This window comes from Priestia sp. 10L35 (assembly GCF_056395685.1).
Window position 1 is genome coordinate 314,140 of the sequence record NZ_JBFTKA010000005.1, and the last position, 24,955, is coordinate 339,094.

24 protein-coding genes are annotated in these 24,955 nt (G+C 37.8%); 6 read left to right on the plus strand and 18 right to left on the minus strand.

All coding sequences use genetic code 11. The annotated features are described in order from the left end of the window. Positions 1 to 6: 6 nt before the first annotated feature. From AC1DEF_RS19830 to AC1DEF_RS19845, 4 genes are all read right to left on the minus strand, one after another. Positions 7 to 915, minus strand: a complete 909-nt coding sequence (locus AC1DEF_RS19830; protein WP_097824315.1) for an RluA family pseudouridine synthase — start codon at positions 913 to 915, stop codon at positions 7 to 9. A 14-nt stretch (positions 916 to 929) separates the two neighbouring features. Beyond that, on the minus strand, positions 930 to 1,727 hold the full coding sequence (locus tag AC1DEF_RS19835; protein WP_025749877.1) for an NAD kinase: 798 nt from the start codon (positions 1,725 to 1,727) through the stop codon (positions 930 to 932). Positions 1,728 to 1,788: 61 nt separating this feature from the next. After that, positions 1,789 to 2,424, minus strand: coding sequence for a GTP diphosphokinase (gene yjbM / locus AC1DEF_RS19840; protein ID WP_014461566.1), 636 nt, complete (start codon positions 2,422 to 2,424; stop codon positions 1,789 to 1,791). A gap of 27 nt (positions 2,425 to 2,451) precedes the next feature. After that, the gene (locus AC1DEF_RS19845) at positions 2,452 to 2,838 is read right to left on the minus strand and encodes a UPF0738 family protein (RefSeq protein ID WP_013055436.1); all 387 of its coding nucleotides are present in this window, start codon (positions 2,836 to 2,838) and stop codon (positions 2,452 to 2,454) included. A gap of 216 nt (positions 2,839 to 3,054) precedes the next feature. Here AC1DEF_RS19845 and AC1DEF_RS19850 point away from each other — a divergent pair, with 216 nt between their 5' ends. From AC1DEF_RS19850 to AC1DEF_RS19865, 4 genes are all read left to right on the plus strand, one after another. After that, positions 3,055 to 3,645: a CYTH domain-containing protein gene (locus AC1DEF_RS19850; protein ID WP_013081770.1), complete on the plus strand. Its 591-nt coding sequence runs from the start codon at positions 3,055 to 3,057 to the stop codon at positions 3,643 to 3,645. 4 nt (positions 3,646 to 3,649) lie between these two features. Then, positions 3,650 to 4,339 (plus strand): lytic transglycosylase domain-containing protein, encoded by a 690-nt coding sequence (locus AC1DEF_RS19855; RefSeq protein ID WP_097824316.1) that lies wholly within the window; start codon positions 3,650 to 3,652, stop codon positions 4,337 to 4,339. Between the two features lie 286 nt (positions 4,340 to 4,625). Then, positions 4,626 to 5,036 carry a globin domain-containing protein gene (locus AC1DEF_RS19860; protein WP_013081768.1) on the plus strand — a complete coding sequence of 137 codons (411 nt, stop codon included), beginning with the start codon at positions 4,626 to 4,628 and terminating at the stop codon, positions 5,034 to 5,036. 26 nt (positions 5,037 to 5,062) lie between these two features. Continuing rightward, on the plus strand, positions 5,063 to 5,914 hold the full coding sequence (locus AC1DEF_RS19865) for a ClpXP adapter SpxH family protein (protein WP_013081767.1): 852 nt from the start codon (positions 5,063 to 5,065) through the stop codon (positions 5,912 to 5,914). Between the two features lie 505 nt (positions 5,915 to 6,419). Here AC1DEF_RS19865 and pepF read toward each other — a convergent pair. The 4 genes from pepF to mecA all read right to left on the minus strand — a co-directional run bounded on the left by pepF (position 6,420) and on the right by mecA (position 12,114). Then, the gene (pepF, locus tag AC1DEF_RS19870) at positions 6,420 to 8,237 is read right to left on the minus strand and encodes an oligoendopeptidase F (protein ID WP_097824317.1); all 1,818 of its coding nucleotides are present in this window, start codon (positions 8,235 to 8,237) and stop codon (positions 6,420 to 6,422) included. 163 nt (positions 8,238 to 8,400) lie between these two features. After that, positions 8,401 to 9,582: a competence protein CoiA gene (locus AC1DEF_RS19875; protein ID WP_097824318.1), complete on the minus strand. Its 1,182-nt coding sequence runs from the start codon at positions 9,580 to 9,582 to the stop codon at positions 8,401 to 8,403. Between the two features lie 119 nt (positions 9,583 to 9,701). Beyond that, entirely contained in the window at positions 9,702 to 11,219 is a 1,518-nt protein-coding gene (gene cls / locus AC1DEF_RS19880; protein ID WP_013081764.1) for a cardiolipin synthase, read from the minus strand. A 214-nt stretch (positions 11,220 to 11,433) separates the two neighbouring features. Continuing rightward, positions 11,434 to 12,114: an adaptor protein MecA gene (gene mecA, locus AC1DEF_RS19885; RefSeq protein WP_013055427.1), complete on the minus strand. Its 681-nt coding sequence runs from the start codon at positions 12,112 to 12,114 to the stop codon at positions 11,434 to 11,436. A gap of 360 nt (positions 12,115 to 12,474) precedes the next feature. Between mecA and AC1DEF_RS19890 the strand changes: the two genes are divergently transcribed. After that, entirely contained in the window at positions 12,475 to 13,140 is a 666-nt protein-coding gene (locus AC1DEF_RS19890) for a TerC family protein (protein WP_043980471.1), read from the plus strand. Between the two features lie 96 nt (positions 13,141 to 13,236). Here AC1DEF_RS19890 and madM read toward each other — a convergent pair whose 3' ends face one another. The 6 genes from madM to AC1DEF_RS19920 all read right to left on the minus strand — a co-directional run bounded on the left by madM (position 13,237) and on the right by AC1DEF_RS19920 (position 19,715). Further along, the gene (madM, locus tag AC1DEF_RS19895) at positions 13,237 to 13,998 is read right to left on the minus strand and encodes a malonate transporter subunit MadM (protein ID WP_029324768.1); all 762 of its coding nucleotides are present in this window, start codon (positions 13,996 to 13,998) and stop codon (positions 13,237 to 13,239) included. Further along, entirely contained in the window at positions 13,995 to 14,408 is a 414-nt protein-coding gene (gene madL / locus AC1DEF_RS19900; RefSeq protein WP_013055424.1) for a malonate transporter subunit MadL, read from the minus strand. Before madL ends, madM begins: the two co-directional genes overlap by 4 nt. A 195-nt stretch (positions 14,409 to 14,603) precedes the next feature. Beyond that, on the minus strand, positions 14,604 to 15,500 hold the full coding sequence (locus AC1DEF_RS19905; protein ID WP_097824319.1) for a LysR family transcriptional regulator: 897 nt from the start codon (positions 15,498 to 15,500) through the stop codon (positions 14,604 to 14,606). 201 nt (positions 15,501 to 15,701) lie between these two features. Further along, complete coding sequence (spxA, locus tag AC1DEF_RS19910) at positions 15,702 to 16,100, minus strand: transcriptional regulator SpxA (RefSeq protein WP_013055422.1); 399 nt, start codon at positions 16,098 to 16,100, stop codon at positions 15,702 to 15,704. Positions 16,101 to 16,514: 414 nt separating this feature from the next. After that, the gene (locus AC1DEF_RS19915) at positions 16,515 to 17,918 is read right to left on the minus strand and encodes an amino acid permease (protein ID WP_043980475.1); all 1,404 of its coding nucleotides are present in this window, start codon (positions 17,916 to 17,918) and stop codon (positions 16,515 to 16,517) included. Positions 17,919 to 18,350: 432 nt separating this feature from the next. After that, positions 18,351 to 19,715, minus strand: coding sequence for an amino acid permease (locus tag AC1DEF_RS19920; RefSeq protein ID WP_043980476.1), 1,365 nt, complete (start codon positions 19,713 to 19,715; stop codon positions 18,351 to 18,353). Positions 19,716 to 20,166: 451 nt separating this feature from the next. Here AC1DEF_RS19920 and AC1DEF_RS19925 point away from each other — a divergent pair, with 451 nt between their 5' ends. After that, positions 20,167 to 20,742 (plus strand): GNAT family N-acetyltransferase, encoded by a 576-nt coding sequence (locus tag AC1DEF_RS19925; RefSeq protein WP_013055419.1) that lies wholly within the window; start codon positions 20,167 to 20,169, stop codon positions 20,740 to 20,742. A gap of 282 nt (positions 20,743 to 21,024) precedes the next feature. Here AC1DEF_RS19925 and AC1DEF_RS19930 read toward each other — a convergent pair whose 3' ends face one another. Genes AC1DEF_RS19930 through AC1DEF_RS19945 form a run of 4 tightly spaced genes read right to left on the minus strand, consistent with a single transcriptional unit; the run spans position 21,025 to position 24,893 of the window. Continuing rightward, a complete protein-coding gene (locus AC1DEF_RS19930; protein ID WP_020465427.1) occupies positions 21,025 to 21,942 on the minus strand; it encodes an ABC transporter ATP-binding protein in 918 nt (305 codons plus the stop codon). 1 nt (position 21,943) lies between these two features. Then, entirely contained in the window at positions 21,944 to 23,014 is a 1,071-nt protein-coding gene (locus AC1DEF_RS19935; protein ID WP_016763049.1) for an ABC transporter ATP-binding protein, read from the minus strand. Positions 23,015 to 23,028: 14 nt separating this feature from the next. After that, a complete protein-coding gene (locus tag AC1DEF_RS19940; protein WP_013055416.1) occupies positions 23,029 to 23,955 on the minus strand; it encodes an ABC transporter permease in 927 nt (308 codons plus the stop codon). A gap of 2 nt (positions 23,956 to 23,957) precedes the next feature. After that, on the minus strand, positions 23,958 to 24,893 hold the full coding sequence (locus AC1DEF_RS19945; RefSeq protein ID WP_013055415.1) for an ABC transporter permease: 936 nt from the start codon (positions 24,891 to 24,893) through the stop codon (positions 23,958 to 23,960). Positions 24,894 to 24,955 lie beyond the last annotated feature (62 nt).

A 24,955-nucleotide genomic window follows, 5' to 3' on the forward strand; every position in this document is an offset into this window, starting at 1 on the left:
TTTTCATTAAAAAAAGCGACTTTCTTTTACGATTTGAAGTTTCTGCATATCTGGCGGCAAAGGTGCTGTAAAAGACAAAATTTTTTGTAAAAAAGGATGAAAAAAAGTGAGTTCATAGCTGTGAAGAGCTTGACGAGAAATAAGATGATTCGTTCCTCCATATAAGGTATCTCCAAGCAGTGGATATCCTTTATAAGCCATATGAACACGAATTTGGTGAGTTCTCCCCGTCTCAAGCGAAAGAGCAACTTCTGTAAAAGAAGAATACTGACGAAGCGCCGTATAGTGTGTAATAGCAAACTGCCCATCTTCTCTTACTTCCCGTTCGATGATACTTGACTCTTTTCGGCCAATCGGTGCCTCTATCGTTTCTTTGCCAACAAGCTTCCCATGAACAAAAGCTCGGTACACGCGTTTAATTTCATGTTCTTTTTGTGCTTTAGAGAATAAGTAATGAACGTGCCTATGCTTAGCGACAATAAGCAGCCCAGATGTGTCTCGGTCCAACCTATTTACAAGATGAACAGTCGAGTTAATGTTATTTTTCTCATAATAATAAAGCACAGCATTACTTAGTGACCACGTTAGATGTTCTCGAGAAGGTATACTTGGCATGTTTGGCTGCTTATTCAACACTAATATATACTCATCTTCGTATACAATATCCAAAGGTATAGCTTTAGGAAGAAGACTTTCACTTGCTTTTTCTGGTGGAAACGCCACCTTAATTTCGTCACCTTTTTGCAGAATATATCGAACCGTTGCATGCTCTCCATTTACTTCAATTGCTCCTCCTCTGAACTTAATGTCCGTCAGAGAAGCTTTGGAAATATCATGTTCTTTTAAAAATTCACGAACCGCTACACCCTCGAAAGAATGATCTACGGTCCAACTCAACGTAAAAACTTGTTTCATTCTCTTCCCTGCCTTTAATCATCACATACAAAAGAGTCTCTGACACGCTGCCAGAAAGGAAACGCACGAAAGCGAGCAAATCGAATTTTTTCGCTTGCTACCCGAAATTGAATCGACTTTACATCTTTATGTAAAAGAGTTAAATGATCAATGGTAATTTGAAAGTCTGCGTCGTTGACAGGCTTTAACAGCGCTGTATGATGTCCAGGAAGAACCAATGGAGAACCTATCGTACGGAACACTCGATTGTTAATAGAAGCCATTTCAGCAATTTGAATAGCTTGAAGCGAAGGATGTAAAATCGCGCCTCCAAGGGATTTGTTGTAAGCTGTACTTCCCGAGGGAGTGGATACGCAAAGGCCGTCTCCTCGGAAGGTCTCAAATCGCTGCCCTTTAATTTCCACGTCCATTACTAAAGAACCTTCTACACTTTTTACCGTACATTCATTCAGAGCTAAGTATCGAGCTTCGCGTCCACCGTTGGTGTAGCGAATAATCACTTCGAGCAGTGGATACTCTACAGTCTGATAGGGTGTCTTTGCAATAGCAATCACCAGCTTCTCAATCTCATCAGGTGTCCAATCTGCGTAAAAGCCTAAATGGCCGGTATGAACCCCAATAAAAGCCGTCTTGTCAAGTCGGTTTCGATAACGGTGAAACGCGTAGAGAAGCGTTCCATCCCCTCCTACTGACACTACAATATCAGGCTGGTTTTCATCATATTCTAAATGAAAATCTAATAAATACGTTTTCATTTTTTGCATAAGCGTATTTGATATTTGGTTGCCTTTTGATGTAATAGCAAATTTTATTTTCTCCACCTAATTCTCTCCCCCTATCCATCCAATGTACAAAGCTGTTGCTGAGTCATACCTAAGATTCTTCCGCCGATTCTTTTTTTCGTGAGAAAATAGCCTGAGCTTCTTGAATCTCACCTCGTATTTGAGACATTTCTTCATCGAGCTGAGTAGCTGCTTCAGAAGCACGCTGAAGTCGCTTTTTGATATTCTCAGGAAATTTCCCGCTGTACTTATAATTTAAAGAATGCTCAATTGTAGCCCAAAAATTCATAGCCAGTGTACGAATTTGAATTTCCACTAAAATTTTCTTTTCACCTTTAATTGTTTGAACAGGATAACATACGACCACATGATATGAACGATAGCCGCTTTCTTTTTTATGAAGAATATAATCTCTTTCTTCAATCAATTCAAAGTCTGTTCGCTGACGAAGGAGCTCTACGACCGCTTTAATATCGTCCGTAAATTGACACATCATACGGAGTCCCGCAATGTCCTGCATCTCTTCCTCTAAGCGATCGAGAGAAATTCCTTTTCGAGTCGCTTTATCCAAAATACTGGCGATAGGCTTCACTCGTCCCGTAACGAATTCAATAGGTGAATGCGTAGATTTCATATCATATTGTGAACGAATTCCTTTTAATTTCACCTTAAGTTCTTCAACGGCTTGTTTATACGGTGCTAAAAATAAATCCCAATGCCTGATCATTAATAACACCCCCCTTTTTTCTCTCTATTACTTATTTTCTTTATCTAAAAAAACTTCCTCTACCCTTGCTACCATCTCGTCTCCATAATTCACATTTCCTTCGATGTTACTGATGAGATAAGATAGCTCTTCTTTAACGGCTGATAGCTCAATTACTTTCTTATTAATTTCTAAAAATACTTTCATATCTTTATGTAAGACGTGCTTTAAATTTGCCCAAATATTATCACTAAGGCCAACATACATAAATTGATCATTAATATCTACAACATATACAAATGACATGTTATCTGAGTCAACAAGCATTTGTTTTGTATCTTCCAATTGTTCAATTTCCGTCTCAATAGGGTCTGCTTTTAAATGTAATTCATTTGATTTCATCACACAGGTAGTGATGTCAATTCGATTGTGCATAAATAAACTCCTTCCAACTATACAATTCGTTACTATTTTAACACATTCCAGGAACGTTTAATAAAGGTAAAACCTAAACAATCCGTATTTCTTCATTTTCCAAGTTGCCCATATGGATATTCCTGTTAGGAAATGTAGTTTGACTGTCTCAAAAAGTGTGATAAATTAAGATGGAAAGTGCCTTACCAAAAGACCTAAATTAAAAGGATGATTTCATTGAAACAAGAAATTGAAATTGAATTTAAAAATATAGTAACGAAAGAAGAGTTTGATCGTCTCCGCTCACACTTTCAACTAACTGAAGATCAGTTTGTCTCTCAAGAAAACCACTATTTTGATACACCTGCTTTCTCATTAAAAGACTGCGGGGCTGCCCTGCGAATTCGAAGCAAAAAAGATAAGTCCGTTCTCACGCTCAAACAGCCTCATCAAGAGGGTCTTTTAGAAACACATGAAGCATTAACAAATGAACAAGCTAAAGAATTGCGAGATGGCAGCGCCAAGATTCCGTCAACAATTCAACAGCTTATTACTGATTTACAAGTCGATAGCCATGCGCTAACTTATTTTGGCACTTTGTGTACAAGTCGAGCAGAAATTCCATATAAAAACGGGTTACTTGTACTCGATCATAGCTTTTATCTAGGTGCTGAAGATTATGAACTTGAATACGAAGTAACCGATGCCAATGAAGGAGCAAAATATTTTGAGCAATTGCTTACGGAGCTTGATATTAAAAAGAAACCAACGGAAAACAAAATCCGACGGTTTTACAAGCGAAAGTATACGTTAATGGATGGAGAATAAATTTATGAGCATGAATATTAACAATTACATGTCTTCCGTTCAATTTCCTGGAACTCAGCCATTTTCAGTTAACAACCAGATGCCAACAGCTAACGTGATGCTTGGTACAACTTTACTCTCTGTATTTGCTCAGCTTTTTCAAGACTACGTCAATCAAGAGCCTCAAATGAGTACCAATCTTTACTTGAAGGCAGCGCAGATGTTTCCATCTACGGCGGTTCAAATGCAGTCCGAGCCATCTGTTTCTTCCTCAGGTAAGGCAGCGGCTTCAAATTTTGCCTTACCTGCACAAAAAAATGAAACGGCAAAGGCCAGTTCTCAGGATGTACAAACGATAATTACAGAAGCAGCTGCACGCTACCAGCTGGATCCTAAACTTATTCGTTCTGTTATTAAACAAGAATCAAACTTTAATCCATCTGCCAAAAGTTCTGTAGGAGCGGCTGGGCTTATGCAGCTAATGCCAGCAACCGCTAAAGCTCTTGGTCTAGAAGATCCGTACGACTCCAAGCAAAATGTATTTGGAGGAGCCAAATATCTTCGACAAATGTTAGATAAATACAACGGAAACGTGAAATTAGCATTGGCGGCCTATAATGCTGGACCAGGTAATGTTGATAAATACGGCGGAGTCCCCCCTTTTCAAGAAACGCAAAAATATGTAAATAAAATTATGTCTTCTTATCTTGTGTAAATGAGCCAAATCATTCACCACTCGAACATAGAATGGCTGTAGTTTGTCGAGGTTACACTATATAAATAGAAGGAAACGTTTGTGAAAGTATTCCTTTGTTTCTCATAATTAGTGATTCGCGACAGCATCATAGACTTTTCTTATGTAAAATTCCACTTTATCTCTTTTCCAGTAGAAGAAGTAAGCGGATAGTTTGAGTTAACGAAATGACACTGCTAAAATTAAGGAAAGTAAAAAACACCAAAGAGTTAAGACGTATATTTCTTATAACAAAGGAGTTATCAACATGAGAGAAAAAATCCACTCCCCTTACGAATTATTAGGCGGTGAACATACGATTTCAAAACTTGTTGATGCTTTTTATACACGCGTTGGAAAACATCCTGAGCTCGCGCCAATTTTTCCTGATGATTTAACAGAAACAGCACGAAAGCAAAAGCAATTTCTGACACAATATTTAGGAGGGCCTTCGTTATACACTGAAGAGCATGGTCACCCTATGCTGAGAGCTAGGCATCTTCCTTTTGAAATTACACCGTCAAGAGCCAAAGCCTGGCTGACGTGTATGCATGAAGCAATGGACGAAATTAATTTAGAAGGCCCTGAGAGAGATGAACTTTATCATCGTCTTATTTTAACTGCCCAACACATGATTAATTCACCGGAACAGACAGATGAGAAAGGATTTTCACATTGAGTAATCTAAATAGCCAATACCCATCCTTGCATCAGCTTTGTCAAGGTTCAAATAAAAAACCGCTTGAAATCTATGTATTTGTTGACCCTCTTTGCCCGGAATGCTGGGCACTCGAGCCTATTCTAAAGAAGTTACAAATAGAATATGGTCAGCTGTTATCCCTCAAGCATGTGCTTGGCGGAAACTTACAGCAATTAAATATTGGAGCACAGCAGAAATTTGAACATATTGCAAAATCGTGGGAGAAAACTGGAAGCCGATCAGGTATGTCATGTGACGGCAATCTGTGGCTTGAAAACCCAATCGATACTCCTTACGCTGCATCAATTGCGATTAAAGCGGCCGGTCTGCAAGGAAAGAAACAGGGCATTCGCTTTTTGAGAAGACTTCAAGAAGTAGTATTTTTAGAAAAACAAAATGTTACAGAAGAATCTGTCTTAATACAATGTGCAAAACATGTGGGGCTAGATGTTGATGAATTTGTAAAAGATTTGCATTCAGATTACGCTGCGAAGGCCTTTCAATGTGATTTAAAAATCACGTCGGAAATGGATGTCGATGAGATTCCAACTCTTGTGTTCTTCAACGAAAAAGTTGAAGAAGAAGGCATTAAGATATCAGGATACTATTCGTATGAAACATATGTACACATCATTAAAGAGATGTTAGAAATTGACCCAGATCCAGCTTGTCTTCCGCCTCTTCGTTCATTTTTAAGCTATTTTCAATTTGTTGCTTCAAAAGAAGTTGCAGTTGTGTATGGTTTATCATTAGAAGAGGCTGAAAAGGAATTGAAAAAACTTCAGCTTCAGCAAGTGGTTGAGAGAGTTCCTGTCAAATACGGCACCTTTTGGAGAAGTACTGAAAAGAGCTGTTAATCATTAAATGTTGATGCTTGTCCTAAGCATCAACTAAACAAAAAAGACTTGGCTTTCGCCAAGTCTTTTCGTTTGTCTTAAGACAACAAGGGGATGGGAGAAATTTTTCACGGTCAAACAAAGGGGTATATGTTTGTTTTGTGATAAACTTCACGATTAATACTATAGCAAATTATGTCGACTTTTGGCAACCCCTTTTTTCAATTTTATTCACTTTTTTATAAAAAAACTTCATAAACAGCCAGATTCACTCATATAGTACAACCAATTATGCTTTTAATAGAGGTGTTAACTATGAAAATTGCTGGAATTACTCTAGGGGTTGTTATTCTTTTGGTTTCTTTTTTATTCTATATTTTATCTCTTATGCAGCTTGTCCCTCTCATTATCGCAGGCCCTCTCTTATTTTTAGCTATCCTTATTATTTTTACATTGCTTAACAATCACAACAAATTTCGAGGATTTAAAAAATGAAGCAGGATACAGCTCCTGCTTCATTTTAATTTTATTGATTTAATAAACGTTCCATTTCCGTTAATTTCTCTTCAAATACAGCTAGCGCTTCTTCAATAGGCTGAGACGTTGTCATATCTACTCCTGCTTTTTTCAACACTTCAATTGGATAATCAGAGCTTCCTGACTTTAAGAAACCTACATAGCGCTCAACAGCTGTATCTCCTTCTTCAAGGATTTGCTTGCTTAATGCCGCTGCTGCACTGAACCCTGTAGCATATTGATAAACGTAGTAATTGTAGTAGAAATGCGGAATACGAGCCCATTCTAATCCAATCTCTTCGTCAATCACTAAGTTGTCTCCAAAATACTTTTTATTTAAGTCATAATATAATTTTGTTAATAATTCAGGTGTAAGCGGCTCTCCGTTTTGAGCACGCACGTGCACATCGTGCTCAAATTCAGCAAACATCGTTTGACGGAATACCGTACCTCGGAATCCTTCTAGATAATGGTTAAGCAAGTACAAGCGCTGCTTTTCATCATCAATCGTTTTTAGTAAATAATCGTTTAGAAGCGCTTCATTACACGTTGAAGCTACTTCTGCCACAAAGATTGAATAATCTCCGTAAGGATATGGCTGCGTTTTTCTTGTGTAATAACTGTGTACAGAATGGCCAAATTCATGGGCTAGTGTAAACAAGTTATTTACATTATCTTGCCAGTTCATTAAGATATAAGGATTGGTGCCATACGTTCCTGAAGAATAAGCACCGCTTCGCTTGCCTTTGTTCTCATGAACGTCTACCCAACGGTTTTCAAACCCTTCTTTTAACACGTTAAGGTAGTCTTCACCTAGTGGTTTCAGGCCTTTTAAAATATAATCTTTTGCTTCTTCATAGGTTACTTCCATTTTTACGTCTTTTACTAAAGGCGTATAGAGATCATACATATGAAGCTCTTCAATTCCCAATACTTTCTTACGTAAATCAATATATCGATGCAATAAATGCAAATTATCGTTCACTGTTTTAACTAAGTTATCGTATACTTCTTCTGGAATGTTATTTGTGCTAAGAGCTGAGTGACGAGCTGAATTATAGTGACGAACGCGGGCACTAAAATTATCTTTCTTCACCGTGCCGCTTAACGTACTTGCAAACGTATTTTTAAATTTACCGTACGTTTCGTACACCGCTTTAAACGCTTCTTCTCGTACGCGTCGATCGCTGCTTTCTAGGAAACGAATATAGCGCCCGTGCGTAATTTCTACTTCTTCTCCATTTTCATCTTTAATGGAAGGGAACTCTAAATCTGCGTTGTTTAGCATTCCAAACGTGTTGCTTGAAGATCCTAGCACTTCAGAAGCCTGAGCAAGAAGCGCTTCTTCGCTTTCTGATAAAATGTGCGGACGCTCGCGAGTAATTTCATCTAATGCATGAGCATATAACTTTAGCTCTTTATGTTCCGCCATGTATTGTTTAATTTTTGATTCTTCAATAGACAAAATTTCTGGTGTTACATACGATAGTGCACTTGCAATTTGGGTATAAAGTGTTTTGATACGATCATTTAACCCTTGATAAAAAGAGTTAGTGGTATCTTGATCGTAGCGCATATGAGCATATGTATAAAGTTTACTAACGCGCATTGTGAGCTCGTCTTGCTCTTGAAGAGCGTCGTATAAAGTTTGAGCGGACTCTCCAAGTTTCCCTTTGAATTTTTCCATTTGGGGAATAAGAGCTTTTACTTCTTCAAATTCTTTTTCCCATGCGTCATCTGAAGCAAAAATATCCTCTAGTTTCCACGTATCTTCTACTTTTATCTCGCTTCTACTTGGTAACTTTTTTACTTTTGATTGTTCACTCATGGTCATCCCTCCATCTTTTTCTACCTGTCTATAACTGTTCGCTTTTTCTAAGGCGAATCCTTTTTATTTCTTTCGTTATTGTATGTTGTTTTAAAAGAATTAATCAAAAGTCAGTACGCTTTTGAAAAAAGGATTCTTTCTTAAGCGTACTGATTTTCAGTGATTATGTCACTTCTTTTGCTTGATTTAACCACCTTTTCATCATTTGTCCATCTTCTAAAAAAGCATCAGATGTTTGCTTTGGAATCGTGTAGGGCCTTCTGATTTTGTATAACCCAGAAGTAATATACGTTAGCATCCCTAGCCGGCATAATACCTCTATATACTCAAACAGGGGCTGTTCCACAGCAACAGGGGCCATTGGCAAAGACCGAAATACAATATGCCTCTTATGAATTCTGTTGAGCCATAGCCGGCCTAACTCTTTTTCTGTAACTAAATCCCCTACTTGCTTGTGCTGCATTAAATCGAGAAGCAGCCACGTTTGCCATACAGTAGCAGACGTTTCAACCATGTATAAAGAAGGCAGCGGCATGCCTGCTTCTGCTGGAATATGGGAGGGAGGAATATTTTTTTCATAAAGAGCGTGTAAAAAAGGCTGAAGCTTCTGATTAGGATAAAGGATATAATGCGTTCTCCATGCCTTCTTTTTCTTTATCCACGAAGAGAAAAATTGAGGTTGTGTATGTGTAGAAAAAAGATCATGAAAGGTATGCTCGTGAGGAGAGAGCACGACAAGCTGTGCATAACAAATCTGAGATGAAAAAGGAATAAGATGTTCAAGTTTCAACAGTTGATTAGTAGAAGGTGAAAAATAAAGAAGTGTGGGCGTATAATCGGAAAGAGTAAGAAACTGCCATTCTTGAAAAGAAAGTTGATACATATAAGTGGATAAGCGCTTCATTCTTTTTGCCCCCATAATCCAAAGGGGCATATAATTTCCTTTCTCATAATGAATAGAACGTTTGGTTAGCGCTGAGGAAGATAAGGAAGCACATTGAAATTCGATTGCATATTTTTGCGAGGGCGTATCTACAAGAAGATCTGGACGCTGCATAATGTCAGGAAGATAACTTTCTAACTCGACTTCAAGATGAGAACTAAACCAGTGAAACAGCTTTCGTTTTCCGTCGAGATGATAATCTGTTTCACCTTCATGCTGAGCGACGCACGTTTTTTTCAGGTGCGCAAAATGAGGGATTTTTTTTGTACCTACCTTTAACTGTACAGGGGATTGACAAGAGGGACAGTAGAACTGCTTTTCTTTTTTCCACAGCTTAAGCTGTTCAAGCGAAAAGCGCTGAGCTAGTGAAATGAGGCCTTCTTCTGTTTGGGCAACTAACAATCGTACATTTCTCCTTCCTATAATAGCGAGCTATATTCTTGTATTCGACACCTTTCTACTAAACCCTTTTCTTTCAGAAAAAAACCACATTGCACCGTACGCAATGTGGTTTACAGCGATTATAATAGCGGTGAAAGCAAACGAGCTGTTGACTCAAATAGCCGCTGTATAAATGGCCGCTTTTCAAAGTCTTTAAAGTGAAGCTCACTCGTTTCTTCTAAATCTTGCATATATTCATATACGAGCTTTTGAGTACTAGCTGTGCGATATAAAAAAGCATTTACTTCAAAATTCAAATGAAAGCTTCTCATATCCATGTTAGCTGTTCCAATAGAGGCAATTTCTCTATCAACAATCACAATCTTGCTGTGCATAAATCCTTTTTTATACTCGTAAATTTTCACACCTGCTTCTAGCAGCTCCGGAAAATAAGAGCGTGATGCATGAAAAACAATTTTTTTATCGGGCTTCTGAGGTACAAGAAGCCTTACATCTATACCGCTTAGAGCAGCTACTTTGAGGGAAGTAAAAATATCTTCATCAGGTATGAAGTAGGGAGAAGCAATCCAAATGGACTCTTTCGCAGACGTAATCATCGAAAAAAATAAGTGTTTGATAATTTCCCACTCACGGTCTGGTCCGCCGGCAATCATTTGAACACCGCCGCACTTTTCCATATCAATGTCAATTAAATCCGGTGATAGATACGTTTGAGTAAGCATCGTCTGACCCGTCATATAATACCAATCCTGCAAAAAAATAAGCTGCAATGAACGAACTGCCTCACCCTTCACCATCAAATGGGTATCTCTCCAAAAGCCAAAATGCCGACTTTTCCCGAGATATTCATCACCAATGTTCAAACCTCCTACAAATCCAATTGTTCCATCAATGACTACAATTTTACGATGATTACGGAAATTGATTTTATTATTGAGAAATGGCAGTCTGACCGGCAAGAATGGAATCATTTCTACGCCCGCGTTTCTTAACTCGTGAATATAATGCGGTGAAAGCTGAAAACTGCCCACGGCATCGTACAAGAAACGTACATAAACTCCTTCTTGTACCTTCTGAATTAAAATATCTTTAATTTGTTCTCCTAAGTGATCATGTCGTACGATGTAATACTCTAAGTGGATATGATGCCTTGCATGCTTTAATGATTCCATAATTTCGTGAAACGTCTCTTTTCCATTCGTCAATGCGCGCGTATCTGATGAAAAAGAAATTGGACTCTTGCCAAGCCTGACGGCTAGCTTCAGCATTTGCTTTCTACTGGTGCCCAACTGTTCAAAGTGATTTTCTAATATACCGGAATCTCTTTCCATCTTTAAAAGCACCTGTTCATCCAGCTTTGCTTTTTTAGCAAATAAACGCCGTTTTCGCGTATTGCGTCCAAATAACAAATAAAAAAAGAATCCTATTACCGGGAAACCGCCTAATACTACGAGCCACGTTAGCGTTTGAGTTGGATGACGGTTTTCTAATGAAATAACAAGACCGATGAAAACAACACTAATCGTAATTAAGATACTTAGCACGCCAATAAATTTACCGTCCCAATACCCTTTTGTAAAATAAAGCAAAGCAATAATACCAATAACAAAAATTAAAAGCTGTAATCTATTTTTCAACTTGTTTTCACCTATCCTAAAACCAATCTTTCATCATTAATAACAGGTCTCTATACCGTTATTATCCTCAAACTTGTTATTTTAACACTACACTTTCCCGTGTAGGAACCAGCCGCCTGCTTTTTCCACCTAAATTGTTCGATATGAGCGGAGGGCATTTCCAAAAAAGAGGGCAAAACAAAGACCGATTTCATATACATGAAATCGGCTGCTATTATCGTAAAGGAAAATACTGCTTTACTTGTTCAAGTGCATTTTCACTGATTAATTCTTTTCCATATTCCATTAAACGATGAACTGTTACATTTGATTCATTTGCATATTCTAAAATGATACTTAAAATGTTATCAATTTCAGCTACAAAGTCTTCATCATCTGTAAACTCAACGTATAAATAATATTTTCCTTCAAACACGTACATGCTGTTGATGATATCATCTAACTCTAAATGGTGACTTAAGGAAATTAAATGTTCTAAGTCTTGAAAGCGTGCGACGAACTGTAGCCCTTCGTCTTCTATAATTTCTTCTTCAAAATCAGCTTTTTTATTTTGATTCGCTTGATGATCAAGCAACGCTTCAATTTTTCCATCTACAGGGATATCGATTTTATCATTTTCACCAACAGGTACTTCGAACTTTTGACCGTCTTTTGAAACTTGTGCTCTTGTTACAATAACCTCTAGCCCCTTCTCAAGCGCATGTACTTGAATCCAAAGAGGACCTTCTGCTACAAACTCTTCCTCTTGATGAATTTCGTCCATCATCTCCCAGAATAGCTCTTCACTGCGCTCTCGGCTAAACCAAATTTCATTGCGATCAAATCCACGTTCTTCAATATCTACGTAAGTGACAAAGAATTTTACTGTGTTTTCATTAATGCGTTCGATTTCCATTATCATCTCTCCCTTCGGAAAAATCAGTGAAGGTAATCCGGCCATTTCGAACATTACCCCTAAACGATGAAGGGACTATTTTACCCCCGTGTTAAAGCAATATTACATGTACTTTCTCACTTTGTAAAGCATTCTAACTTGGGATATACAAGCATACACTATTTGAGTGAACCTTGTATATCTATTTTATGACAAAATGCGAAAGAAAGGAAATAAAAAATACTCTGACAACTCATAGCCACCTTACACCTTACTTTGTTATATACATAATCTCTTTACCCTATGAACGCTTTTTGTTAAAAATGAACACAGATAAAGCAATATGAGCTACTTATCCTTACATATTGGGAGGGAAGACTATTGGATTTAGAATTAATAACCTCCATTCTTCTTATTATCGGTATCGATATTGTATTAGGTGGAGACAACGCTATTGTTATTGCCTTAGCAAGCCGCAACTTACCTGAATATCAGCGAAATAAAGCTATTTTTTTAGGGACTGGCTTAGCTGTGATCGTTCGGATTGTACTTACTATTTTAGCTGTTTATTTACTAACTATTCCTTACTTGCAGCTCATCGGCGGTTTTTTATTAGTGATCATTGCCTTTAAGCTTCTTGTATCAGAAGGTGATGATGCATCTTCAATCCGTGCAGGCGTGACATTAGGCGCCGCTGTAAGAACGATCGTATTTGCTGATATTGTAATGGGACTAGATAATGTAATAGCTGTAGCAGGCGCAGCTCATGGAAATATTATCTTGGTCGTTACCGGATTACTCGTATCCGTCCCCATTATTGTTTGGGGAAGCAAGCTTATTTTATATTTGATGGAACGATTTCCCCTGCTCGTTTATGGGGGAGCAGCTATTTTAGCTTATACTGCTGGAAATATGATTGGACATGAAAAGAACTTACATTCATTCTTTGCAGCCCATACATCTCTAGGAACATTTATTCCGTTTATAACAATTGCTGTTGTGCTGATAAGCGGCATGGTTGTTAATAGCTTTCGTTCAACTAAATGATAAAGAAAAGGCCATACTAAACATTTTTATTTAGTATGGCCTTTTCTTTAGTTTAATGAGCACAGCAGTCTTTTATTCATAAAACACTTTGTACACTTAAAAAATAATCTCTGTGAGTAAAAAAAGAATAGATGGTACGAGTAAGCAACCAAGACCTGTATAAAATGTAGCTGTCATGGCTCCGTAAGGTACAAGTTTTACATCTGTCGCGGCTAAACCAGCTGCTACACCGCTCGTCGTCCCCATAACTCCTCCATAGATCATTGCTGTACGAGGGTTGTTTAATTTGATTTTCTTAGCAAATATCGGTGTCAAAATCATAACTGAAATGGATTTAATTAATCCTACAGCTATACTTAACGCGATAATATCAGAAGAGGCTCCAATCGCAGTTCCAGAGACCGGCCCCACAATATAGGTTACGGCTCCTCCTCCGATTGTGGTCAAAGCAACGGGATCTCTATATCCAAAACAAAGAGCAATAATTACACCTATTACAAAAGAATAGAAAACCCCAAAAAACAAGGCCGTAATACCGCTGATTCCCGTTTTTTTCACTTCACTAAAATTGGCGCCGAACGCAGTAGCAATAATGGCAAAATCTCGCAGCATCCCTCCGCCCATTAAACCAATTCCTGAAAATAACTGTATATCAGAAATTCCTTTCTCTCCTCCTGTGTTCACTCCACCGATATAAGCAAGAATTAACCCAAACATAATAGCAATAGCAGATCCGTGAACTCTTCCTTTTGTTAATTTATCTGATAAAAAATAAGCAATATACATGACAATCCCAATAATAGCAAATGCCGTAATCAGCCCGTTATTTTCTAATCCTTCTTTGATCATATTCATCATTTGATCTGCTCCTTAGGTAAAATAGAAAGCTCTATTTCTTGTTCTTTCACCTTCGCTTTCTCTCCTATTCTGCTGATAAATGGTATGGATAAAAAGCCTACTACGACTACTACCACCCCTGCAAGAAGCGCCATGCCTCCTCCATCAAGAGCAGCTACAACATTTTGCTGTGCAGACATTGCTACCACGATAGGAATATAAATACCTCCCCAAAAAGCAATGCCTTCTTCGGATTTTACTTGGAGCTTATTTTTCTTCTTTAAATAATCCACCGCTAGTACAAGAAGAAGCATGGATACCCCTACTCCTCCAACGTTGGCTTCTACTCCCATCAGCCCTCCTAATGCGTCCCCTACAATTACCCCTATCAACATGCAAATAGATAGCAGCGCTACACCGAAGATTATCATATTACTTCCTCCCCAACCTATTTTTGAAAGCGTTTACTTTATGGTTTAAAAATAGTGTAAAGGAAAAAAGTTGAATAACCTATGCATTTTTAGTTATATACTTATATCAAAAGTGACATAATACAGTTTTTCTCTACTGTTCACTTTAGATTTATTCGAAAAAGAAATAAAAATCATGACATTTAGTCATGATTCTTATACGTATTCATGAGGCATACCGGAGCGTAAATGTTTAAAATAATCAATCACAAACTGCCTGAAGATTTGTTGTAAATCCGTCACATAGCCTCCATTGTTCCAAGCTAAAAAGATAGTACGTTCAAATGTTTCCTCTTCAATTTTCAGCAGTTTTACATCTTTTCCTGTAGAACCTCCCCAAGTTACTTCAGGAATAAAACCTATTCCTTGCTTCGCTCTAATCAAACCTCTTACTGTTGCTGGATCATCGCTTTCAAACGTAATTTGAGGTACAAAATTCTGTTCCTTACAAATTACATCCGTTATTTTCCTTAGCTCTTTCCCTTTCTTCAGCACAATGAATTTCTCATTTTTAAGTTCATTTAACTTTACACGTGATTGCTTGGCTAAAGGATGATCAAGAGGCACTGCAAGCAAAATCGATTCACGAAGCAAAGGAGTATGTTCGATCTGACGGGTTGTTAATGGAAAAGCTGAAATGCATAAATCGAAATCAGGCTGTGAATTGCTATTAGTCAAATGCTGCATCAGTCGAAAACGCACCTGAGGATATTGTTCACGAAACCTGCTTAATAGCTCTGGAAGCAAATGTGAACTAGCTAATACAACAAGGCGAATTTCTTCACATGGATCGTTCGACATATCCTTTAGCTCGTGCTTTGCGCTTTCCAATGTTTTTAAAGCAAGTTCTACTTTGGCACAGAATGCTTTGCCATATCGATTTAATTTAATGTATTTACCGTTTCGATCAAACAAACGAATGCCTAGCTCTTTTTCTAACTGTGAAATCGTTTTGCTGAGCGCAGGCTGAGATACGTATAGCTCTTCAGCCGCTTTACTTATATGTTCTAGTCTAGCAACTACTTGGAAATATTTTAGCTGTAAAAGCTCCAATCCGTTCACCACCACTTTTATATGTTTAAATACTCTCTTTCTTTACTAATTACATATATACTTCATTTTCCCTGCTATTTCGACAAAAAATAAGCAGCAGAGGCCATTTGGCTCCCTGCTGCTTATTTTTTATATACCAACTTCAAGCAAACGTTACTTGGTTGGTTTCTTATTTAAATCTTAAACAGACAAATATAAAAATTAACCATTCACAAGTCTTTGAGCTTCGCGAAGTTGGAAAGTACGCACTTTACGTGGTAAGAAACGACGGATCTCGTCTTCATTGTAACCAACTTGTAGACGTTTTTCATCAATGATAATCGGACGGCGCAATAAGCCAGGATTTTGCTGAATTAATTCATACAAATCTTGCAGAGGCATAGCGTCTACCTGAACGTCTAGTTTTTGGAAAGTTTTCGAACGTGTTGAAATGATTTCATCTGTTCCATCTTCTGTCATACGTAAAATTTCTTTAATCTCGTCGATTGATAACGGCTCTGAAAAGATATTACGCTCTGTATATCCAATATCATTTTCCTCTAACCAAGCTTTCGCTTTACGACAAGATGTACAACTTGGTGATGTATATAATGTAACCATTTACTCCTTCACTCCTTCTATCATAATCGGTCATAACATTTAAAACATGAACTGTAAATCATGTTGTTTTATACAAACTTCAACGAGTGTAAATATTTAATGACTGATAATGAAAATCGATACTACTTTATAATTACTTTTAAAAAATAATATCTATTTGCATTATACTATAAACTTCATCGGAATGATATACTTTTTGAAGTGAACTAGTACATTAGTTCGTTCCTTCACTGTCATTATTTTCATTGCCGATTTTCTTCATTATTTATTTACCACACTACTATTACGAATAAACCTGTAGATTAGTTTCATTTTTTTTATTATTTTTTTCTTTTACAAATTCCTCAAATTTTTCAGTCACTAAAAAAGCCTTGCAGAAGAACTGACATTCTGCAAAGCTTTTGAAATAACCTTTTATTTAATAGCTGATGTGCTTTTTCCTCGTCTCATTAAGATAGGATACAGTAACAGCCCGATTACAAATAAGCCAATACCTAAGAAAAATGTTTTTAAATCAGCTGTCCCTGTCTTAATCACCCAAAGTGAATAAATAAGTGCTAACGAGGCAATGATTCCGTCTTTTACTCGCGATCCTTTAATCGTGTCGTACGTCTCACCCGTCACAATAAGCTTTAATTGATAAACTGTCGTCACGAAATAAGGAACTAAATAAGCGAGAGTAGCTACAACAATAGCGAAATTATAGGCTTGCGAAACTGTACCTGAAATAGTCGCAAACAAAAACAACTGTGTTAAGCCATTTGTTAATGTTAGTGAGCGGGCTGGACTATTGTTCTGATTTGTTTTAGCAAACCACTGTGGAAACAACCCTGATTTCGCTGCTTGATAAGGAACTTCTGCACTAACAACAATCCATCCAACAGTAGAGCCTAATAAAGAAATAAGTGCTAAAATGGCCATTACGTAAGCACCTTTATGTCCAATCACCATTTCTAACGTATCTACCAAAGGTTTTTGAGACTGCTGAAGCTGAGCTGTTGAAAGAATCCCCATAGCTAGAAGCGTAATCCCCACATAGATAACCATTGAGATCAATAATCCAAGCAGCGTTGCTTTCTTCACTACTTTTTGTGATTTTGCACGGTTAGATAACAGTACAGCCGATTCAATTCCGATAAACGCCCACAGTGTAGCAATAGCTGCCCCATTGACCTGACTTCCCAATCCTACATTTATACCCTTTGAATTAACAAATTCTGTACTAACGAGGTTGGATGCGCTAAATAGCGACAGCGCCACAACAATAAATAAACCGAATCCAATAATTTTAGCTGCTGTTGTGATGAAGTTAATATTACCGGCGCTGTTAATATCTCGCTGTAAAATAGCTTGAATTCCCCAAAGTACAATAGAACATACTAAAAACGTAATAAATTTTCCAGCTTCTAATTGAAAATCTCCGACTGAAAATAAAATATCCTTGCTCTCCATTACTGGAAAGAACGTTGTTAAATATCCAGCAAACGATATGATGACAGATGCTGTTGCAGCCCAGTTAGCTGCCCAATAGCCCCAAGCCATGCTATACCCTGCTACTTTACCTGCTTTAGGCGATGAAAAAAGATTCGCCGCATAACTTTGAGGCCCTCCTTTTAATTCGGGCTTTCGCATGACTAAGTTTCCAAATACAAGAGCAATCATGAACACGCCCAGACCTGTTGCAATCCAAGCAAGTGTTGAACCGACTGGACTTGATACGTTTGCTAAATTAGAAGGAAGCATAAATACTCCTCCGCCTACCATATTACCAACTACAAAGGCTGTTAAAAACCAAAGTCCCCATTTTTTATCTTTCATTTGCTGTGTCTCCTTTTGCTTTCTAAAAGCTTAAACTTTTGAGATAGAAAGCTCGATGCTAATCTATTAACGCGTAAAAATTATTTGTTTCTTCATTCATCTCTTCATTTGTTTAACAATATAATATATTAGCACACTAAAGCAAAAAGTGAAATAATAAATCCTTCATTTTCTTTTGGAAAAAAATGCGGGTGGGACACAACTACATCAATCTAAAGATGAACAAATGGGATATAGGAGTTCGTATGGATCCCGCTTGTTACATCGCTGTTGAGAGTCTTCCCCTTGCCCTCCAATTCAATAGCTAGAAGCCCTACATACAGTAAACCTATGTTCACCATAAAAAAATCCGAACGAGTTGAATTCTTAATCAAGAATTTAACTCGTTCGGATCTTCCTTCAACGAAACTACTTTTGTCCGAGCCTTATTTTTTATCTTTTATGAAAACCTTTTGAATAGTAGACAACAACCAATAAAACAAACCATACCGGACCTACAATAAGGGCTATTCTTGTATCAGAGGAAAAACCCATCACCACTACTACTCCCGCTAAGAAAGCAAGAGAGAGATATGACGTATACGGGAAAAACGGAAGCTTATATTTTAAATCACTTACTTGCTGATCGTTTAATCCCTTGCGGAAGCGAATTTGAGAAAGTAAAATAATTCCCCATGTCCAAATTGCTCCAATAGTGGCAATACTCGTCACCCATGTGAACACCTTATCAGGAACAACATAGTTTAAGCCAACTCCGATTAGCAGTACAACAGCTGAAGCAATAACTGCTGCACCAGGCACGCCGCCTTTTGTTAAGTTAGCATAGCGTTTTGGAGCTTCCCCGTGCTGAGCTAAATTAAATAACATACGGCCTGTACTAAAAATTCCACTGTTACAAGAAGATAAAGCCGCTGTTAACACTACAAAGTTTATAATCCCTGCTGCAGCGGGAATTCCAGCTTTATCAAATGTTAAAACAAATGGACTTCCTTGTGTTCCAATCTCTGGCCAAGGATAAATAGACATAATAACAAACAAAGCTCCGATGTAAAAAATCAAAATTCTCCACAGTACATTATCAATTGCTTTTGTTAGTGTTTTTTCCGGATTTTTCACCTCTCCTGCTGTTACCCCAATCATTTCAATACCAAGGTAAGCAAACATAACCATTTGAAGTGATAAAAGAACACCTTTCATGCCATTCGGGAAAAAGCCCCCGTGACTCCATAAATTACTGATTCCTGTTGCAATACCGCCATTTCCAATTCCAAAGATAATCATGCCTAGGCCCAGCACAATCATAAGGATAATCGTTACTACTTTAATAAGAGAAAACCAAAACTCTAGTTCGCCATATGCTTTTACAGCTAAAAAGTTAACCCCTGTCATGATAACGAGTGCTGCAAGTGCCCATATCCACTGAGGTACACCTGGGAACCAAAACTCCATATATACTCCAACAGCTGTAATTTCAGCCATACATGTAATAATCCACATAAACCAGTAGTTCCAGCCTGTTAAATAACCAGCAAGTGGTCCTAAATAATCGTTAGCATACTTACTAAAAGAACCGGCTACTGGATTTTGTACTGCCATTTCACCTAGCGCTCTCATAATAAAAAACATAATAAGACCACTGATTCCATACATGATAAGAATACCAGGACCCGCTAACCGAATAGCGGATGCAGAACCTAAAAACAGTCCAACTCCGATAGCTGCACCTAAAGACATTAAGCTAATATGTCTTTCCTCAAGTCCACGGCTTAATTCTTTTTCTTGCGTGTTCCCTTGCATAATTCTCTCTCCTAACATATCCATTTCATTTAATAGCGATAGCGGCTACGTGTATAGTATTAACTTATTTTTTAGCCAAATAATTCTAAACAGTGTATGTACTAAAAATCTGATATTGCAAGTTTCACACCTACACTTTTACCGTTCTCACATCTATAAAATACAATATTAAAAAAACTTCACTTTGTTCATTTTATCAAAAATCACAAAAAATGCGATAGTTTTTTGTGATTTTCACAAATAAACTTACGATCGAAATATAATAAAAACCATTTTTTACATTATATGTTCTTATTTCACTATAGTTATCTAACTATTAAGAATAATCAATCGATTATTCTTCTATATTTTCAATTATAGATGCTTACTTTTCCCTAAAAAGGGTAAAGATAAGATAACTGTTTAAACACTATTATGAACATCATCATGAAAAGATCAGTAGGAGGGTGCTATGAATTGGTATGAAAAACTAAGTCAATATTTTCCCATTGAAGAAATGAAATCAAAGAAGCATATCGAAACGCTTTTACAAGAACGCAGCGATATTTATCATAAAAACGAAGGACCTCATCACGTATTAATGTACGTGGAAACAGACCAATTTATCTTTATTGATTACCTCTTTGTTTCAAAAGACGCTCGAGGTCAAGGGCTTGGCGGTAAATTAATTGATGAGTTAAAACAGCATAACAAACCAATTATCTTAGAAGTAGAGCCTGTAGACTATAAAGATTCAGACTCGGCAAAACGACTGCATTTTTATAAACGTGCAGACTTTAAGCATGCTCAAACAATTGGCTATAACCGCCGGTCATTAGCCACAAATGAAATTAACCAGATGGAAATTCTATATTGGTCTCCTACTTCTGAAACAGAGGAAAGCATTTTAAATAAAATGAAAAAAACGTACGAGTTAATTCATACGTACAAAGACAAAGAAATATATGGTGCGTCTTATCAGCCGGCAGATCAAGTATTAAAAATTGACAAAAATCGTAAAGACGGCGATATCTTAGCAGATTTATAAAAAGAAGGTAGACGCATGTCTACCTTCTTTTTATAAATCTTGAATTATTATTCAATAAAAAACATTATTAATCACTTATATTCCTTTAGTTATAAGGTTTACACATAGATATTTTGTCTTAAATATAAAATTCTGAAAATTTTCAATAGTATTTTTCAATCCTTTACTGTATAATACCTGTAAAGCGCTAATGTTACTTGTTCTTACATGTTTTTTGCAACTTGAAGCTTAGTGTTCTTTGATAACTAAATAAAAAACGACCTCGTTGTGAGATCGTTTTTGTTATGTTGTATATGTGGCAAATTCTGCTTGAGAACAAGACACGTAGTGACCGGGAGATACTTCTCTAAGCTCCGGTTCTTCACCGTTATAGTCATGGATACTTGGATCATAAATTTTGCGCTGACGCGTTTTTTCACTGTCAGGATCGGGAAGCGGAATAGCTGAAAGTAACGCTTTTGTATATGGATGCACAGGGTTTCGATAAAGTTCATCACTTGGTGCAAGCTCTACAATCTTACCCCTGTACATAACGCCGATACGGTCACTGATGTATTTTACCATTGACAAATCATGGGCGATAAATAAATATGTGAGTCCACGTTCACGCTGTAACTTCTTCATTAAGTTAACAACTTGAGCTTGTATAGACACGTCCAACGCTGAAATTGGTTCATCTGCGATGATAAAATCAGGTTCTACTGCCAGTGCTCTTGCGATACCGATACGCTGACGCTGGCCGCCACTAAACTCATGTGGATAGCGATTTGCATGTTCTTTGTTAAGCCCCACTGTTTCAAGAAGCTCGTGAACTTTTGCCATACGCTCCTTTCTCGTCTTAGCTAAACCGTGAATATCAATGCCTTCTGCTATGATATCTGCTACGGTCATACGAGGGTTAAGCGACGCATATGGATCTTGGAAAATCATTTGCATTTTACGATTAAATTTTTTAAGCTCTGAGCGAGATTTGCGACCATGTACATTTTCGCCATTAAATAGTACCTCACCGCTAGTAGCGTCATATAAACGAATAATCGTTCTCCCTGTCGTTGACTTTCCGCAACCGGATTCACCTACAAGCCCTAATGTTTCTCCGCGGAAGATGTCAAACGTCAGACCATCAACTGCTTTAATTGTTCCTTTACTTGTGAAAAAATGTTGTTTTAAGTCTTTAATCTCTAATAATTTATCTGTCATGTTATTCACCATCCTTCGCTACGAGTACAGGTGTACTGTATACATTGTCAACTTTACGCATGCGGCGCTGAACTGAAGCAGGCGGCTCTACTTTTGGTGCATCGGGATGTAACAGCCATGTTTTCGCATAGTGCGTATCAGATATTTTGAACATTGGAGGTTCTTGCTCAAAATCAATTTTCATTGCGTATGGATTTCGCGCTGCAAATGCATCTCCTTTTGGAGGATTCGTTAAATCTGGCGGCGTTCCAGGAATAGCAGCCAGCTCTTCTTCTGCCTCGTTATCTAAGCTTGGCATAGAAGCTAGCAGTCCCCACGTATACGGATGTTTTGGATCGTAAAACACTTCATCCACTGTGCCCATTTCAACAATTTGACCAGCGTACATAACGGCTACTCGATCTGCTACATTTGCTACTACACCAAGATCATGGGTAATAAAGATAATAGAGGTATCCGTTTTTTTCTGAATGTCTTTCATCAGCTCTAAAATTTGGGCTTGAATTGTTACATCAAGCGCCGTTGTTGGTTCATCAGCGATCAATAGCTTCGGATTAGAAGCAAGAGCCATCGCAATGACAACACGCTGTCTCATCCCGCCGCTGAATTCATGCGGATATTGATTCACACGCTGTTCTGGAAAAGGAATTCCTACAAGCGTTAATAACTCGACTGCCCGTTTTTTCGCTTCTGCTTTAGACACTTTGGAATGCTTAATTACGACTTCGCCAATCTGAGCCCCAACTTTCATCGTTGGATTCAAGGAAGTCATCGGATCTTGGAAGATCATACCGATATCTTTACCGCGAATAGCTTCCATTTCTTTATCCGTTTTCTTAGCTAAATCAATGCCGTCAAACAGCATTTCACCGCTTTTGATTCGGCCAGGAGGCATCGGAATAAGGCGCATGATCGTTTGTGAAGTTACACTTTTACCAGATCCTGACTCACCAACAATTGCTAAAGTTTCACCTTTATTTAAGTGGAAGTTAACGCCGCGAACAGCTTGAACTTCTCCGCCATATGTTTTAAATGATACAGCTAAATTTTTTACTTCTAATAAACGTGACATATGAGTCCACTTCCTTACTTACGTAGTTTTGGATCTAACGCATCTCGTAATCCATCACCAATTACGTTGAACGCTAAGATTGTTAAACAGATAAACAAACCTGGGAAAAATAAGCGCCAAGGATAGTATTCCAAAGCAGGTAAGCCTTCTGAAGCCATTGTTCCCCAACTTGCAAGCGGTGCCGGAACGCCTAGTCCCAAGTAGCTTAAAAATGCTTCTGTAAAGATTGCTGAAGGAATCGTTAGTGTCATTGTTACTAAAATTGGACCTGTTGCATTAGGAATAAGATGTTTAAATAAAATACGTTTTGTTGTTGCTCCTAATGTTTGTGAAGCCATTACGTACTCTTGGTTTTTTAACTGCAATACTTGTCCACGTACAATACGGGCCATGTTAATCCAGCCGGTAATAGTCATCGCCAAAATCATCGTGCCTAACCCTTGGCCAAGCATAACCATTAAAATAATAACGAGTAAAAGGTAAGGAACACCATATAAGATATCCGCAACACGCATCATTGTTTCATCCGTACGGCCACCGCGGTATCCAGAGATGCTTCCCCAAACTACGCCGATGAATAAATCAATTAAAGCTGCTGCTAACCCGATAAATAATGAAATACGAGCGCCTTCCCACGTACGAGCAAAAACATCACGCCCTAATTCATCTGTACCGAACCAGTGCTCAGAAGATGGAGCCTGATTAGCATTCAATAAATCATTGGTTGCATAATCATATTTCACCATCAATGGACCAAATATAGCCATAAAAACAAGGAGAACCATTAGTACTACCCCAAACATAGCAAGCTTGTTTTTGCGAAAACGAATAAAAACATCTTGCCAGAATGAAAGACTCGGTTTTTCAATCTTTTCTGCCTGAGCGCGGTCAATCCCTGCTGTTTCAAACATTTCTTTAGGAATTTTTGGAAGTTGCTGCATAGTTACTCTCCTTTCTTAGCACCTGTAAGTTTAATTCGAGGGTCAATGAATCCGTATGCAATATCTACAAGCAAGATACAAAAAAGTAGTAAAATACTGTAGAACACCGTTACGCCCATAATCGTTGTATAATCTCGGTTTGAGATACTGAGTACAAAGTGTGAACCTAATCCCGGGATACCAAATATTTTTTCAATAACAAAGCTACCTGTTAAAATCCCTGCTACTAAAGGTCCCATATAGGATACGACTGGAAGCATCGCATTTCGCATGGCGTGCTTAACTGTAATCACGCCTCTGCTTAAACCTTTTGCTTTCGCTGTACGAATATAATCATTGCTTAATACTTCAAGCATACTCGAACGAGTTAATCGTGCGATAAACGCCATAGGGGTTGAAGCAAGCGCGAGAGCTGGTAACACCGTGTGTGCCCAAGATTCCCAGCGTGCAACCGGAAAAATTTGTAGTTTCATAGCCAGAACGTATTGTAATACCGCTGCCATGATAAAACTCGGAACTGAGATTCCTAGAACTGCAATAACCATCGCCGTGTAATCTTGCCACTTATTATGTTTTAAAGCAGCAATAACACCAAGTACTACACCAATAGCAATTGCTATTAAAATAGCTTCCATACCTAGCATGAATGAAACAGGGAATCCGCCGTTAATCAAATCATTTACCGTTTGGCCTTTATATTTGAAAGATGGACCAAAATCCCACTTTAAAATTGATGTTAAATAATCAAAGTACTGATGGTACCAAGGCTGGTCTAAACCGTAATACTGATTTAGATTTTTTTGAATTTCAGGGGGAAGCTGCTTTTCTGATGTGAATGGACCTCCTGGAACAGCACGCATTAAGAAAAAGGTCGCTGTTACGATCAGCCATAATGATAGAAACATATAAATAAGTCGTTTTCCTATATATTTGAACACCCTGACACACCTCCATATTTTTACAAAATTCGCGCACAAGAAAGAAAAGTATATGGAGCACC